19 protein-coding genes are annotated in these 15,170 nt (G+C 50.2%); 15 read left to right on the plus strand and 4 right to left on the minus strand.

Annotated features, from left to right (window positions below; genetic code table 11):
- Position 1 precedes the first annotated feature (1 nt).
- The 7 genes from rplQ to rpsI all read left to right on the plus strand — a co-directional run bounded on the left by rplQ (position 2) and on the right by rpsI (position 4,853).
- Positions 2–340: a 50S ribosomal protein L17 gene (gene rplQ / locus BLR06_RS12915; protein ID WP_092073860.1), complete on the plus strand. Its 339-nt coding sequence runs from the start codon at positions 2–4 to the stop codon at positions 338–340.
- A gap of 208 nt (positions 341–548) precedes the next feature.
- A complete protein-coding gene (locus BLR06_RS12920) occupies positions 549–1,382 on the plus strand; it encodes an energy-coupling factor transporter ATPase (RefSeq protein WP_092073862.1) in 834 nt (277 codons plus the stop codon).
- Positions 1,373–2,227: an energy-coupling factor transporter ATPase gene (locus BLR06_RS12925; RefSeq protein WP_092073864.1), complete on the plus strand. Its 855-nt coding sequence runs from the start codon at positions 1,373–1,375 to the stop codon at positions 2,225–2,227. The genes BLR06_RS12920 and BLR06_RS12925 overlap by 10 nt, the downstream gene beginning before the upstream one ends.
- Position 2,228: 1 nt before the next feature.
- The gene (locus BLR06_RS12930; RefSeq protein WP_092073866.1) at positions 2,229–3,035 is read left to right on the plus strand and encodes an energy-coupling factor transporter transmembrane component T family protein; all 807 of its coding nucleotides are present in this window, start codon (positions 2,229–2,231) and stop codon (positions 3,033–3,035) included.
- A gap of 8 nt (positions 3,036–3,043) precedes the next feature.
- Entirely contained in the window at positions 3,044–3,823 is a 780-nt protein-coding gene (gene truA, locus BLR06_RS12935) for a tRNA pseudouridine(38-40) synthase TruA (protein WP_245698147.1), read from the plus strand.
- Positions 3,824–3,999: 176 nt separating this feature from the next.
- Positions 4,000–4,440, plus strand: a complete 441-nt coding sequence (rplM, locus tag BLR06_RS12940; RefSeq protein WP_092073868.1) for a 50S ribosomal protein L13 — start codon at positions 4,000–4,002, stop codon at positions 4,438–4,440.
- A 20-nt stretch (positions 4,441–4,460) separates the two neighbouring features.
- Positions 4,461–4,853 (plus strand): 30S ribosomal protein S9, encoded by a 393-nt coding sequence (rpsI, locus tag BLR06_RS12945; RefSeq protein ID WP_092073870.1) that lies wholly within the window; start codon positions 4,461–4,463, stop codon positions 4,851–4,853.
- 449 nt (positions 4,854–5,302) lie between these two features.
- Here rpsI and BLR06_RS20385 read toward each other — a convergent pair whose 3' ends face one another.
- On the minus strand, positions 5,303–5,383 hold the full coding sequence (locus tag BLR06_RS20385) for a putative holin-like toxin (protein ID WP_423069636.1): 81 nt from the start codon (positions 5,381–5,383) through the stop codon (positions 5,303–5,305).
- Positions 5,384–5,625: 242 nt separating this feature from the next.
- On the opposite strand from BLR06_RS20385, the gene BLR06_RS12950 reads away from it, so the two are divergent.
- Complete coding sequence (locus tag BLR06_RS12950) at positions 5,626–6,120, plus strand: hypothetical protein (protein WP_092073872.1); 495 nt, start codon at positions 5,626–5,628, stop codon at positions 6,118–6,120.
- Positions 6,121–6,379: 259 nt separating this feature from the next.
- Positions 6,380–7,090 carry a glutamine amidotransferase gene (locus BLR06_RS12955; RefSeq protein ID WP_092073952.1) on the plus strand — a complete coding sequence of 237 codons (711 nt, stop codon included), beginning with the start codon at positions 6,380–6,382 and terminating at the stop codon, positions 7,088–7,090.
- A 94-nt stretch (positions 7,091–7,184) separates the two neighbouring features.
- Here the strand turns inward: BLR06_RS12955 and BLR06_RS12960 are convergent, their stop codons facing one another.
- Both BLR06_RS12960 and BLR06_RS12965 read right to left on the minus strand, forming a co-directional pair.
- Positions 7,185–8,309 (minus strand): DUF362 domain-containing protein, encoded by a 1,125-nt coding sequence (locus tag BLR06_RS12960; protein WP_092073874.1) that lies wholly within the window; start codon positions 8,307–8,309, stop codon positions 7,185–7,187.
- Positions 8,310–8,402: 93 nt separating this feature from the next.
- Positions 8,403–8,687 carry a hypothetical protein gene (locus BLR06_RS12965; protein ID WP_092073876.1) on the minus strand — a complete coding sequence of 95 codons (285 nt, stop codon included), beginning with the start codon at positions 8,685–8,687 and terminating at the stop codon, positions 8,403–8,405.
- A gap of 158 nt (positions 8,688–8,845) precedes the next feature.
- On the opposite strand from BLR06_RS12965, the gene BLR06_RS12970 reads away from it, so the two are divergent.
- Complete coding sequence (locus BLR06_RS12970; RefSeq protein ID WP_092073878.1) at positions 8,846–9,247, plus strand: helix-turn-helix domain-containing protein; 402 nt, start codon at positions 8,846–8,848, stop codon at positions 9,245–9,247.
- Positions 9,248–9,383: 136 nt separating this feature from the next.
- The gene (locus BLR06_RS12975; protein WP_092073954.1) at positions 9,384–10,028 is read left to right on the plus strand and encodes a hypothetical protein; all 645 of its coding nucleotides are present in this window, start codon (positions 9,384–9,386) and stop codon (positions 10,026–10,028) included.
- A gap of 61 nt (positions 10,029–10,089) precedes the next feature.
- Here the strand turns inward: BLR06_RS12975 and BLR06_RS12980 are convergent, their stop codons facing one another.
- A complete protein-coding gene (locus tag BLR06_RS12980) occupies positions 10,090–10,863 on the minus strand; it encodes a transglycosylase domain-containing protein (RefSeq protein ID WP_092073880.1) in 774 nt (257 codons plus the stop codon).
- 150 nt (positions 10,864–11,013) lie between these two features.
- Between BLR06_RS12980 and BLR06_RS12985 the strand changes: the two genes are divergently transcribed.
- From BLR06_RS12985 to argJ, 4 genes are all read left to right on the plus strand, one after another.
- Positions 11,014–11,730 carry an N-acetylmuramoyl-L-alanine amidase gene (locus tag BLR06_RS12985; protein ID WP_092073882.1) on the plus strand — a complete coding sequence of 239 codons (717 nt, stop codon included), beginning with the start codon at positions 11,014–11,016 and terminating at the stop codon, positions 11,728–11,730.
- Between the two features lie 30 nt (positions 11,731–11,760).
- Complete coding sequence (locus tag BLR06_RS12990) at positions 11,761–12,579, plus strand: class III extradiol dioxygenase subunit B-like domain-containing protein (RefSeq protein ID WP_245698141.1); 819 nt, start codon at positions 11,761–11,763, stop codon at positions 12,577–12,579.
- 199 nt (positions 12,580–12,778) lie between these two features.
- Complete coding sequence (gene argC, locus BLR06_RS12995) at positions 12,779–13,813, plus strand: N-acetyl-gamma-glutamyl-phosphate reductase (protein WP_092073884.1); 1,035 nt, start codon at positions 12,779–12,781, stop codon at positions 13,811–13,813.
- A gap of 68 nt (positions 13,814–13,881) precedes the next feature.
- Positions 13,882–15,084, plus strand: a complete 1,203-nt coding sequence (gene argJ / locus BLR06_RS13000; protein ID WP_092073886.1) for a bifunctional glutamate N-acetyltransferase/amino-acid acetyltransferase ArgJ — start codon at positions 13,882–13,884, stop codon at positions 15,082–15,084.
- Positions 15,085–15,170 lie beyond the last annotated feature (86 nt).

Below are 15,170 nucleotides of genomic sequence, written 5' to 3' on the forward strand. Positions count from 1 at the left end.
TATGGCCTACAGAAAGTTAGGACGTGACAGTAGCGCACGTAAAGCGCTGTTTCGCAGCATTTTGACTTCCTTCTTTTCGTACGAGCGTATTGAAACAACGGAAGCTAAAGCCAAAGAAATCAGCGGACTTGCTGAACAATTGATTACTTTAGCCAAGCGCGGCGATTTACACGCCCGCCGTCAGGTTTTGGCACAGCTCATGGACGAAGAAGTGGCAAAAAAACTGTTTGATACCATTGCCCCTAAATATAATAATCGTCAAGGCGGTTACACGCGGGTAATTAAGCTTGGACCCCGTCGCGGCGATGCTGCGCCGATGGCAATACTGGAATTGGTGTAATGATCGAAAGGCGACCATCAGGGTCGCCTTATTCGTTATAGACAAGATACGATATTGAACCACAGAGGGCACAGAGGTCACAGAGGGTAACGGGAGCGATAGTTATCGCTCCGGCTATATTTCCCTCCCGTAAATCCTCCGTGTACTCCGTGTCCTCTGTGGTTCAATTCATATGTTTAAGATTAGCTTTTATATAAGGAGCTAGATTATGGGAGAGTTTATTAAAGTTGAACATTTGTGCCATGCTTATGCTGCGGGGAATGATGAACAGCGGCTGGCGCTTGATCATATAAATTTAACAATTAACGCGGGCGAGTTTGTCGCTGTGATCGGAACCAATGGTTCAGGCAAGTCAACGCTGGCCAAACATTTTAACGCCTTGCTGCTGCCGACCAGCGGCAGCTGCCTGATTGACGGCCTGTCTACCGCCGAACCGGCAGAGCTCTGGAAGATCAGGCAGGCGGTTGGTATGGTATTTCAAAATCCTGATAATCAGCTTGTCGCCACTGTGGTTGAGGAGGATGTCGCTTTTGGTCCTGAAAATCTGGGTCTGCCGCCGGCCGAGATTGCCCGGCGGGTTGACCGCGCCTTACAGTTGGTAGGAATGAACGATTACCGTCTGCATGGGCCGCATCTTTTATCAGGCGGGCAGAAGCAGCGGGTGGCGATTGCCGGAGTGCTGGCGATGCAGTCGAAGTGCCTGGTTTTGGACGAGCCTACCGCCATGCTGGACCCGCTGGGCCGGCGCGAAGTGCTGGAAACCGTGAAGGAGCTGCATAGCGCCGCCGGTATTACCGTTATCTATATAACCCATTTTATGGAGGAGGCGGCGGCTGCTGACAGAATTATCGTTATGGGTGAGGGGCGTATTGTGTACAGCGGCACTCCTGTGGAAGTTTTCAGTCAGGTCAGGCTGCTGAAAAGTCTGGGGCTGGATGTTCCACTGGCGGCGGAAGTCGCCGAGCGCCTGCGGGGCGAGAAAATTCAACTGCCTGCGCATATCATCACCGATGAGGATTTGGCGGTGGCCTTATGTCCATAGAATTAAAAAATGTCACATATACGTATATGCCGAAAACCCCGTTCGAACGTACCGCCATTAAGCAAATCAATCTTAAGATTTGTAAAGGGGAATTTGTAGCGATCATTGGCCATACCGGGTCGGGGAAATCAACGTTAGTGCAGCATCTAAACGGGATATTAAAGCCGACTTCCGGCTCTGTATCCATTGATGGAATTGATTTGCACGGCAAAAAGGATGCGGCCAAAACTGTCCGCAGTAAAGTGGGCATGGTATTTCAGTATCCCGAACACCAATTATTTGAAGAGACCATTTATGCCGATATTGCCTTTGGCCCGAAAAATCTGGGCTTATCAACGGAAGAGGTCGATGCCAGAGTGCGGCGGGCAATGGCTTTTGCCGGCCTGGACTTTTCCGCCTATGCCGAGCGGTCGCCTTTTCAGCTAAGCGGCGGTCAGATGCGCCGGGTTGCCATAGCCGGAGTGATTGCGCTTGAGCCGGAATATCTGATTTTGGATGAACCTTCCGCCGGGCTGGACCCGCGGGGGCGTGACGAAATATTTCAAGAAATAGCAAAGCTATATCAGCGCTCCGGGATCGCGGTTATTTTAGTATCCCATAACATGGAGGATGTGGCTAAGCTGGCAACACGGCTGATTGTCATGAATGACGGCCAGATCAGTTTGGACGGCACGCCGCAGGCGGTCTTCGGAGAACCGGACAAATTAAAGGCGGCCGGAGTGGATGTGCCGCCGGTTACTGCGCTTCTGGGCAAGTTGAAAACACGCGGTCTTAATATTAATGATCAGCTGCTGACCGTTGACGAAGCGGTTGCAAATATTATTCAGGCGCTGGGGGAAAGATAACATGCTTACCGATATCACATTAGGCCAGTACTTTCCTGGAAGTTCCTTTATCCACCAGCTTGATCCCCGGACGAAAATCATTTGCGTCCTGTTGTTTATCTCCAGTATTTTTATTGGCCAGAGTTATACCGCATATGCCTTAATGCTGTGTTTTGTTTTATTCATTCTGATGGTTTCGGCAATTCCGCCGGTGATGATTTTAAAATCGCTTAAACCGCTTTGGATCATCATTACGCTTACCCTGGCGATTCATATTCTAACCACGCCCGGCCAGGTCATCTATTCCTGGGGTCCGCTGGATATCACCCTTGAGGGAGTGCGGCAGGGCGTTTTGATGGCGGTCCGGCTGATGCTGTTAATTGTAATGTCCTCGCTGCTGACCTATACCACTTCTCCCATTGCTTTGACCGACGCAATTGAAAGGCTGCTGAAACCCTTTGCCAAAGCAGGCCTGCCGGCCCATGAACTGGCGATGATGATGACCATTGCCCTCCGGTTCATTCCCACCCTGCTGGAAGAGACGGATAAAATTATGAAAGCGCAAATGGCGCGTGGCGCTGATTTTGCCTCAGGCAATCTGGTCCGGCGGGTAAGAAGTATGGTGCCGCTGCTGGTACCGCTGTTTATCAGCGCCTTTCGCCGGGCCGACGAGCTGGCGGTAGCCATGGAGGCCCGGTGTTATCGCGGCGGTGAAAACAGGACCCGCATGAAAGAACTGCAGCATGGCGGCAGAGATTGGGCGGCTTATGGGATCATGGCGGTACTTGTCGGCAGTTTAATCTATTTGCGGGTTACCACAGGCCAATAGGTATGACAATGGTTAAAACGATGAACAATAAGACGCCTGATTTTAACCGCAATATCAAGCTGACGATAGCCTATGACGGAACCTGCTATCACGGTTTTCAACGCCAGAGCAATGCTTTGGCAATTCAGGAAATATTAGAAACCAGACTTAGCGTGCTGTTCGGTCATCCGCTTAAGATTACCGGCGCCGGGCGTACTGACGCCGGTGTACACGCCTATGGGCAGACGGTAAATTTTCTTACTTCCGGCAGCACAATACCTGCCGGCAATATTCCCAAGGCAGCACGCGGACTCCTGCCGCCTGATATAGTCGTCACCGCCGGGGAGGAGGTTCCCCTTGCTTTTCATGCCCGCCGGTCGGCACAAAGCAAAATATATATTTATCGCGTGCTGCAGTCACCGCTGGCCGACCCCTTTAGACGCAATTACAGCTGGCATATCAGTCAACCGCTCAATGTCGCCGGAATGAACCAAGCTGCGCAGTACATAATCGGCACACACGACTTTTCCGCTTTCCGGGCCGCCGGCGGGTCCTCCGTTAAGCCGGTTAGAACGATTTTTGAAGCCTCCTGCAGCAGCCTCGGGCAGTTGATTGAGTTTTCTTTTGGGGGCAACGGCTTTCTGTATCATATGGTTCGCAATCTGGTAGGTACGCTGATTCAGGTGGGCCAGGGCCGCCTGACTGCCGAACAATTTGCCGGTATTTTGCTTAGCCGTGACCGTACCCAAGCCGGTATAACAGCGCCGCCGCAGGGGTTATATTTAAAAGAAGTGCGTTATTCGCGCTAAAAAGCAACGAAAGTGAAAATCAGAAAATAAAATTTGTCAATAACAAGGTAAAGTCCTTGACATTAGGTTGCCTATTTATTACAATGATTTTATGAGATTTTGTCACGACTTCCATTAGCCCCGGAATTCAGGATTTAAATCAATGTTGGAATTGCTTGGACAAGGAGGGATATTGAATGAAAACAACTTTCATGGCAAATGCGGCCAATGTTGAACGCAAATGGTTCGTAGTAGATGCCGAAGGTAAAACTGTAGGTAGATTAGCCGCCGAAGTGGCAAAAGTTCTTCGCGGCAAACATAAACCGACTTTCACTCCGCATGTTGATACTGGTGACCATGTGATTGTCATCAATGCAGATAAAGTTGTCTTTACTGGTAAAAAACTAACTCAAAAAACATATTTCCGTCATTCAGGTTATCCTGGTGGAACAACCTTTACCACCGCTGGCAAAATGTTGTCAACAAGGCCGGAGAGAGTGCTTGAGTTAGCTGTTAAAGGTATGCTGCCGAAGAATACGCTCGGCCGCCAAATGTACCGCAAGCTAAAAGTTTACAGCGGCGCTGCGCATCCACATGCTGCGCAGACCCCTGAAGTATTAGAAATTGACGTACGCTAACCGGAAAGGAGGAACATTACATGGCATTAGTTAACCACTACGGCACAGGCCGCAGAAAAACTTCGGTTGCCAGAGTTCGTCTGGTTCCGGGTGAAGGAAATATCATCGTTAATAATCGTCCGCTCAACGATTATTTCGGTCTTAAAACCCTTGAGCTGATTGTTAAGCAGCCGCTTAACCTGACGGAAACTCTTGGTAAGTATGATGTGCTGGCAAAAGTTGAGGGAGGCGGTCCTTCCGGACAGGCCGGCGCCATCCGTCATGGTATTGCCCGCGCTCTTTTGAGAGTAGACCTGGAATACCGTCCGGCCCTGAAAAAAGCAGGCTTTCTGACTCGTGATCCACGCGAGAAAGAGCGTCGTAAATACGGCCTCAAAAAAGCCCGCAAAGCCTCACAGTTCTCCAAACGCTAGTATTGCAAAAATGGAACCCTTGCGAAGTTTGTGTTCGCAAGGGTTTTTGTTGTTATTTTGTTATTAAAGCAATATTTCAAAACTGACAGAAGCAGCAGTTGTTACTCGCTAAAAGATCAATTTTCAGCAATTAAGTTCAAATCACTAAAGTCTTGATCGTAAAGAGTGCCCAAGGCTTACGAGCGGCATCAACATGCCGGCAGGGGAGGCTTGCCGGCGGGCGGCAGCCCGGATTGGCGCAGCGTGGCTGAAATAAACGGCAGCGGGACAATCAGATAATCAAGGGTATGGTCTTAAATTAGATGAAAGCATTTGAATATTTTCTAAAAGCGGGTATAATATAAATAAAGAGACTGACATGCGCAAACATGCCAGTCCCGGGTTGCCTAACCGAACGGTTAGCCGAAGGAAAACTATTCCGAAATAGCCGAAACCTTGGTCAGGGGCGGCTATTTCTGCTTTATGAGCAGTACGATTAACGTGGCAAATGCGATAGCAAAAGACAACGCCTCATATGTAGTCATAAGCATCACCCCCTGTCAACGGGAGTGCTAACCGTCCTGAACAACCCAAGGTTATTATACCAGTAAATGCCAGTGCCAACAATATTGCCGGGATTACTTTTGCTTCGCATTTTCTTGCCGGGGACAGAAGGAATGGTATTTCTAAAGGAAATCTAAAAATTGCATGCTATAGTCTGAAGGTGCATCCTTACGCAAAAGCTTCATCATGATACTTTTGTGAATTATGATCATGTGAGGGAGGTTTCACAATGAAAAAAAGTTTGCTTATGTTGGGAGCTTTGCTTGTGTTGAGCACAAGTACAAGTTTTGCCGCTCCGCTCAACAACCTGGCGGAAGAACAAACGGCGGTGGGCCTAAGCGGTGACGCGTTTTACATCGAGCATAAATTCGGCGACCGCTTTACGCTCGGGTATCAGTCCATTGACCGTGATTACTACGGTGATATGAAGGACATTTACGGACAGTATCAGTTTTCCAACACTCTCAGAGGTATCATTGGCAATCGTGATTTTGATTATACCGATTCAGCCCTGTATCTGGGCCTGGGCCTGCAGGCCCCGTTAGCGCCGCAGCTTGATGGTTTTGCTTCTTTTATCGCCGGCGATGATTTTAATGAATTGCAGCTGGGCGCCGGTTATCGATTAGCCGCTAATGTTGATCTCAATGTTACATATACTAATTTTATGCCTGATCGCGGCAGGGATAAGGATGAACTGGCAGTCGGCGCAACCTTTAAGTTTTAGCCTGCCGGTCCGGCTGCGGACTGGGGTTGGCTAAAGGGTGACCACAAGGCTGTAAATTTCCGGTTGGCGGTGTAAACTGCCGGCCGGAATTTTTTATATCCCGGCGCTTTTCACTCCCCAACCTGCATTAAGACGCCTCCTCTGCAACCGGGGTTAAGAGCTGCCAAGGGGCAATTTCATTTCAGGGGGCTTTAACCCCCCCTTGAAATTTGGTCTTATTTATGATAATTTAAGCATTAAAAACCAGGAGGCCGCAGATGTGAAAAAGCTGTTAATTATTAAAACCGGCAGTACCTTGCCGGCGATTAAACAACGGTATGGCGATTTTGAGGAGCAAATCATAAACCTGCTGCCGTTGGCGGCCGCGACGGTTGTCCAGGCTGACGCAGGCCTGGCTTTGCCGGATGATCTAACAGCTATTGCCGGGATCATCATTACCGGCTCCCATGCCATGGTTACCGACTATCCGGACTGGAGTGTGGCTCTTACCGGCTGGCTGCGGCGGTTGAGAGGGTCGGCAATGCCAGTGCTGGGCATTTGTTATGGACATCAGCTGCTGGCGGAGGCCTTTGGCGGTAAAGTTGATTATCACCCCGGCGGCGAGGAAATAGGCACTGTGCAAATTTCGTTGACGCCCGCCGGGCGGCAGGACGCATTGCTGGGCATACTGCCAACCGTGTTTCGGGGGTATGTCAGTCATTCACAGACAGTGGTAAAGTTACCGCCCGGGGCGGAATTGCTGGCGAAAAACAATTTTGAACCCCATCATGCCTATGTGATTGACAACCATATCTGGGGCGTGCAATTTCATCCTGAATTTAATGCGGGAATTGTCCGGATGTATCTTGAAGATGACCGCGACACCTTGCAGCAGGCCGGAAAAAATGTTGATGAACTGATGTCCGCCGTGCAAGAGCATGCTGACGGTAAACATCTGTTACGGCAATTTTGGCGGCTGGCGGCTGGTTGAGCCAGTGGGGATGTGCAGGTGTTTCATAGACATAAGGCGAACAGAAAAGTCAGCCCGTATAACCGGCTGACTTTTCTGTTCGTTGCCTATGGCGTTAAATTTCAATCAGTTCATATTGCCTGCTGCCCAGACCAAGCTTTTCCGCATGTTCAACACAGGACAGCCAATTGGTTTCCGGATGGGTAATATGAAAATGATCCTGCTCACCGGCGGTATGATGGCGTTTTTCAAGCTGTTCCGCCAAATAGCTGTCCGGCAGGGCGACAGCCTTGTTCGCCATATCGGCGCAGGCCATATCCAGCGCTACCGGATCAAAGGAAGCAAACATGCCGATATCAGGGATGATTGGCACATCATTTTCGGCATGGCAGTCGCAGAACGGAGCAACATCAATGACCAGGCTGATATGAAAATGCGGTCTGCCATGTAATACAGCCCAGGAATACTCAGCTATTTTTTTATTGAGCACATCGTTGGACTCGTCCCAGGCCGCGGCAATTGCATTGAAATGGCAGGCGCTGATACAGCGCCCGCAGCCGACGCATTTTTCATGGTCAATCGTTGCTTTTTTTTCGGTAATGACCGGAGCGCCGTGCGCGCAGATTTTTACACAGGCGCCGCAGCCAACGCAGGCTTTGGTGCGCACCCGGGGTTTTCCGTCACTGTGCATTTCCATTTTGCCCGCGCGGGAGCCGCAGCCCATGCCAATATTTTTCAGGGCTCCGCCAAAGCCGGTAAGCTCATGGCCTTTAAAATGACTGAGACTAATAAAGATATCGGCGTCCATAATTGCCCGGCCAATTTTAGCCTCTTTTACATGTTGACCGCAGGGGACGGAAACCACCTGTTCGTCAGTTCCTTTCAGGCCGTCGCCGATAATGATCTGACAGCCGGTGGTAAAAGGATTGTAGCCGTTTTCGTAAGCGGCGTCCAAATGTTCAAGCGCATCTTTACGACGGCCGACATAGAGCGTATTGCAATCGGTAAGAAAAACTTTGCCGCCAAGATTTTTAACGGTGTCGGCGATCACTTTGGCATAATTGGGCCGCAGGTAGGCCAAATTGCCCGGTTCGCCAAAATGGATTTTGATGGCCGCGTACTGGGCTTTAAAATTAATTTGTTCAATACCGGCTTTTCGTACAAGCCGTTCCAGTTTTTGCAATAGATTCATCTTAGGGGTTGCCCGCATGCTGGTAAAATAGACTTTTGCTTTAGTCATAGGATTCCTGCCTTTCACATAAAATAGCCTGCTTCTTCTATTTTACACCGAAAGGTAAAGCCGAAGTCAAGTTTTATTGCGGGCTGCGGTTTATTATCCGTGGCGTGTGTGATTTTTCAACATAACTTCCAGTGTTTCTATTTCCCGGAATACTTCATCCAGCCAGGCCTGATCGTGCTGGGCGGAGCTTTTTTTATAAAACTGCAGATACCCTTTAATGACAGTCAGCGGATCGCTAATTGAGCTTAGCATTTCACGCGCATCATCATTTTCGCAGTCTAACGGCTCCGGCTTTATAGCCGGCTCCATGGTAAATGGATATACCTGGTTGTTTTTGGGCATAGTTGCGATCCTCCGGGCAAGGATTATGATACGCATTGAGATCCTCCTTACAATTTGCATTCAGTTATTTAAAGTGTGTCTGTATGACACTATTCGGCGGTTATATTGTAAATTCCTGCCACGTGAGTGTCTTATGGACATAATAATTGCACTGTTTTTCCAGGCGCGCTATCGTAATAGTAAGGAGTGTGCGCATGGAAACATTAGGAGATAAATTAAAACAATTACGCCGGCAATTAACGCAGGAAGAATTAGCCCTGATCCTGCAGGTTGACCGTTCGACACTGGCTTCATGGGAAGTAAACCGTCGTGAGCCGGATATTGCAACGCTGCTGCGGCTTGCTGATCATTTTAAAGTAAGCATTGACTGGCTTGTGGGCTATCAACCAGCGCAATCAGGAGCAAAAACCGACAGTACGTTTCAGGAGCATCCGGACAATTATCAGATTAAAGCAGAGCAGACCTGGCAGAAGATCATTGCAACCGCCGATCGGTACGGCGTGGCTCCCGATACAGTCTACCAGCTGCTGGAGTTAAATATAAAACTTGCGCAATCGCTCAAGCCTGCCAATGGTCAGGAGCAGAAGCCCGAATAGAAGGATCAACAACTAAAGCAACCAGCCGGTTTCAAGCGGCTGGTTGCTGCCGTTTCATAAAGTATTTTGGAACTGCCGGCAGGAAAACTGCCGGGCTGGTGTAATTAAATACAGTAAAAATAATGGAGGTTATACAGTGAAAAAAATAATTGCAGGAACGCTGGCAGTACTGCTGTTAAGCAGCGGGGCAGCGTTTGCCGGCCTCGATGATGATAAAGAATCAATCGCGGCCAGTTATGGCGATTACCGGCTGGTGATTGATACCGATAACCAGCTGTGGGCCGCAGCCGAATGGGAGACACGGGGAAAAGAGCGGGCTAAAGCCGCCTCTTATATGTACTCCTTTGCGCGGGAAGGCTTAAGAACGCAAATGGAAGTCCGTTTCGCCAATAACGGTTTGGTGCAGGCGCAGCGGTTTACGCCTGACGCCGCCGTCAAAATAAAGGATTTTAAGCTTTACTATCCTGAAGTTTACCGTCTCATCACCTCGGCGAAAGCTGAAGCTTTTGTCAGCAATGAGCAGGTCACCAGCCAGTTCCAGGAGCGGCAGTCGCCGCTGACGATGGGCGTTGTTGTTAAAGAAATGCCGGTAGGAACTAAAGGGTCCTACTATACGCTGCTGGCCTTTAATATTCAGGATGAAGGCCGGTTGGTCAAAGACAGCCGTTTTATCGATGAAAATACCGAAATACGGGAATTTACCATTGAAAGAACGTACCGGACAACGGTTAACGATGCTTTTGATTCAGGTGAATGGGAGCCGCTAAAAAACTTTTTTTAACAGTAACAGGGAGGCCGGCAGGCCTCCTGTATAACGTCCGCCGGCAGCGCGAGTCGAAGGTTTACGGTTGATGCTGGGCTAAAATGATGGGTTCGGCATTGGCTGCTTCAGCCTGCGCCGGCCTGATATAGCTTTTTTTGACCATCGCAGTGAGTACAACTGCCTGGCGTTGTTTGGCGGCAGTGAAATTTACATAAGGCGAGTTTAAGGACGGGGCGTTCGGCAGGCCGGCCAGCAGCGCCGCTTCAGCCAGGGATAATTCAGCCGGCGTTTTAGCAAAATAGCCGGCGGCAGCTTCACCAATGCCATACATTCCTGAGCCAAAATAGATGGAATTTAAGTACATTTCCAGTATTTCTTCCTTAGAATAGCGCAATTCCATATCAACAGCCAAAATGAATTCTTCTATTTTGCGGCTGAGTGACCGCTCGGAGCTTAGAAATAAATTCTTTATCAGTTGCTGGGTGATTGTGCTGCCGCCTTCCTGAATGCGGCCTGTTTGGAGATTGACCAGCGTTGCTCGCAGGATTCCTTCAATATCAAAGCCGGCATGCTGATAAAAGCGGTTGTCCTCAACGGCAATGACGGCCTGCTGGACGGTAAGGGGAATATCTTTTAACGGTATGTAGTTTTTGGTGGTCAGCTTGGCCTGCACGGCTTTTTTCAGGGCGATGATCCGGTAAGACCTGTCCAGCAGGGTGCTGGCTGCACCGGCGAATTCCTGTGATTTCGCCGCTGCAGGAAGATAGCTGCTAATCAGGTTTCCGCCGCCGGCCCATAAAAAACTGGCGGCAAACAAAATAAGCAATGACAGCAGAAAATGACGTATATTCATTTAGACCTCCTCGCAAAAACGCTTAACCTTATTCTACTCCAGGCGGCGGGGTTTGACCAGTACGGTGAATGACGACATAGCCAAACAAACTCCGGCATAGAGTATACTAGTACTTTATCAGGTACTGGATTTGGTGCTGGAGGGGATTGTATGCGGGTAATGTCAATTCGTGGTAAGCTGCTCCGTAAACTGGCGTTTTTGGGTATAGCGGCTGTGGCGGTAAATGTCCTGGCTTTGGAATTTTTTGCTGTAAGCGAACTTGATCAGGTCGATATGGCCAGGCTTAACGGCCGCAGTATTGTGATTGATCCGGGGCATGGCGGCATTGACAGCGGCGCCGAGCATCATGGCCTGACGGAAAAGGATATCACGCTTTCGGTGGCCGGCAAGCTGAGGAACGTTTTAGAAAGCCATGGCGCCAAAGTAAGCTTTACCCGGGATGGCGATACCGATTATTATACCAAGGGCAAGGGCGGTAAAAGAAACGACCTGCTGCGGCGGGTGGAAATTATCGAAACCTCCGGGGCCGAACTGTTTATCAGTGTGCATTGCAATGCCGTCAAAGGCGCGCAATGGTTCGGGTCGCAGGTATTTTACAATCCCAAGGACGACCGCAATAAGCCGCTGGCCGAAGCCATGCAGCTGGGACTCAGAGAATATCCCCCCGGCAATAAACGCCAAGCCAAGCAGGACTTGCAAATTTTAATATTGAATTCAGTAAACATTCCCGGAGTACTGATTGAAACAGGCTACTTAACCAATCCACGTGAAGCGGCTTTGCTGGCTGACCCGGATTATCAGCAGCAGCTGGCGGAGCAGATTGCCAAAGCGCTCGCGTATCATTTCAGCCAAGCTGTGGGACGATAACGTCAGATTGATTTGCCAAGGAGTGATCTTGTGAGAAAATTTATCGGCTGTGCTTTGATGCCTCATCCGCCAATCATGATCCCGGAAATCGGCAAGGCTGAACTGAGCAAAGTTCAGGCAACTGTTGATGCCGCCCTGCAAGCAGCAAAAATAATGAAAGAATATAATCCACAAACGATCATTGTCATAACTCCGCATGGCCCGGTCGTTGAAGATGCCGCCTGTATCAGTGTGCATCCGCGGTTAAAAGGCAATCTGGGCGATTTTGGCGCGCCGGAAATCTCCCTGGGCTTTGAGACCGACGGGCTGTTGGTCCGTCATATTTTAAAGCAGGCCAACCGTTTGGGCATTTATTTGCTTGAGTTTACGGATGAAGTCGCCAAAACCCGGCGGGTACCGCTGACCTTGGACTACGGGGCTATTATACCGCTGTATTATTTGCATAAAGCCGGATTTAAGGGCCAGCTGGTGCATTTATCGATGGGCGAGCTGCCTTACGAGGAAATGTATACCTTTGGCAAAGCCGTTCAGGCGGCTGTCAATTTCGTGGACAAGCGGGTGGCTGTCATTGCTTCCGGAGATTTGTCAACGGCAGACTGCCTGCGGGCAAAAGAGTTTGACCGGCAATTGCTGGCGGCGCTAAAGGCAGTAAGTGTCAAGGCCGTTTTTTCAATGGACCGTGAGCTGATCGCCGAAGCCGGAGGAGACGGACTACGACCGGTCTGTTTTTTACTTGGCCTGCTGGGCGGGATCGAAGTTACCGCCGAAATATTATCCTATGAAGAAGTGCGGGGAACCGGCCATGCGGTGGCGTTGTTTTTGCCTAAAGGAATCACTGCCGGTGAATAATTCGTCCGGCCGGTAAAATGATGCAAGGCTGCCATAAAATTTTGTATACAAATTTATTGCAAGTTTATACATATATATTGTATAATTATTAATAAGCACAGCGCTTAATTCCGGGCCTGTTTTCCCGGCGGGAGCAAAACTTTCGGGGCAGAATACCGGCTTAAAGACCAAGCGTTAGGAAAATAAGGAGGCATGTCATTTGAAAGTCAGCATAGTCGGCGCAACGGGTTATACCGGAGAGGAATTGCTGCGTATCCTTGCCGGACACCCGCAGGCGGAAATCATACATATTACTTCGGAAAGCCGGACGGGTGCGGCAATTGCCGGTATTTACCCTCATTTGAACAGTTTTTATCAGCACACACTGGATAGTTTGCAGGATCTGGATAAGATTGCAGCCGCCAGCGATGCCGTGTTTATTGGACTGCCGCATGGTCACGCCATGGCGGCTGGAAAAATTTTAGCTGAAGCCGGCGTCAAGGTGATCGACTTAGGCGCCGATTATCGTTTTCGCGACAGCAAGGTTTATGAACAGTGGTATAAGGTTCCCCATGTCCATGCTGACGCCGGGGCGGTGTATGGTTTGACCGAACTCTACCGTGAGCAGGTCAAAGCAGCGGCAATTGTGGGTAATCCCGGTTGTTATACCACCGCCAGTATTTTGGCGTTAGCGCCCTTGGTTAAGCGGGGGCTGATTGAGCTAAACAGTGTGATTATTGACGCTAAATCAGGGGTTTCAGGGGCCGGCCGGGGCTTAAGCCTCAATAGTCATTTCACCGAAATGTTTGAAAACCTGAAAGCCTATAATGTGGGCGGCCATCGCCATACGCCGGAAATTGAGCAGGCGTTGACGGACTTTGCCGGGCAGCCGCTGACAATTAGCTTTACACCGCATTTAATCCCGATGGCCCGCGGCATTCTCAGCACCTGCTATGCTTCCTTAAAAGCGGGAGTAACGCCGGAAGCGGTTGACGAAGCATTTCAGGCGCTATATGGCGGCGAATATTTTGTCCGCCTGTTGGGACGCGGCGCTTATCCGGCGACCAAGCAGACCCGGGGATCAAATTTCTGTGATCTGGGCTGGCATATTGATGAGCGGACCGGCCGGGTTATTGTGCTGTCGGCAATTGACAATCTGGTAAAAGGAGCGGCTGGCCAGGCTGTTCAGAATTTCAATGTAATGTTTGGCCTGGATGAGCGGACCGGACTGCTGCAGGCGCCGCTGTATCCTTAAAGCAAGGTTTCTGAAAGATAACATAAAAATGGATTGTTTGCGCTAAATCGAGTTGGAGGGAATTTAAGTTGAAAAAAATCAATGGTACGATAACCGCCCCTAAAGGATTCAAAGCGGCAGGGGTAAAAGCCGGAATAAAGAAAAGCGGCAAAGAAGATGTAGCAGTTATTTATAGCACCAGCCCGGCGGCGGCGGCCGGCGTGTTTACCCTGAATACCATGGCGGCGGCGCCGGTTATTGTATCGCGTCAGGTTGCCGAACTGGGCCGGGCGGCGGCTATTGTCGTCAATTCCGGCTGCGCCAATGCCTGCAACGGTCAGCAGGGGCTGGCCGACGCCCGGGAGATGGCGGCGGTTGCCGCCGGATTGCTGGGCATCCAGGCGGAGGAAGTCTTTGTGGCTTCAACCGGCATCATTGGAGTAAATTTACCAATGGATAAACTGGCCGGCGGAATTAAAAAGGCAGTCGCCGAATTGGCGGAGGCGGGCGGCGTTAAGGCCAGTCAGGCCATTTTGACCACCGATACATTTGCCAAATCCTGCGCGTATGAGTTTGCGCTGGGCGGCGTACCGGTGAGAATTGCCGGAATTGCCAAAGGATCGGGCATGATTCATCCCAATATGGCCACGATGCTTAGCTTTATTACCACCGACGCCGCAATTGACGCGTCGTTGTTAAAACAAGCGCTGACCGCTGCTGTTGATGTTTCTTTCAATATGGTTTCGGTTGACGGGGATACCAGCACCAACGATATGGTGGCGGTGCTGGCCAACGGAGTTGCGGGCAATCCGCTGATTTCGCAGGCTGACGGCAACTACCAAATTTTTGCCGCCGCCCTGCGACAGGTTTGCACCGAACTGGCGAAACTGGTCGCCAGAGACGGTGAAGGGGCGACAAAATTCCTGGAAATCACGGTCCGGGGCGCGGCAAGTTTTGCCGAGGCCAAGCAGGCGGCGATGACAGTCGCCAAATCGCCGCTGGTTAAAACCGCCTTTTTCGGCCAGGACCCCAATTGGGGCCGGATTATCTGCGCAATCGGCTATTCCGGTGCACAGGCTGCGCCGGAGAAAACGGCAATGGCCATTGGCAATATCCCCATCGTCGAGCAAGGCATGGGCATAAGCTACGATGAACAGGCATTGAAAGCAGTAATGGCTGAGCACGATATTACGGTAACTGTGGACTTAGGAGCAGGGACGGCCGAAGCAACCGTGTGGAGCTGCGATTTTTCTTATGAATATGTCAAAATCAACGGGGAATATCATACCTGACCGCCGGCGGCACTCGGACACAGGGGCTTGTCCCCTGTGTTCATCCGTTAGCGGGAAGACTGAAAACATTGAAAAGGGTGGATTAC

This window comes from Dendrosporobacter quercicolus (assembly GCF_900104455.1).
Lineage (GTDB): Bacteria > Bacillota > Negativicutes > DSM-1736 > Dendrosporobacteraceae > Dendrosporobacter > Dendrosporobacter quercicolus.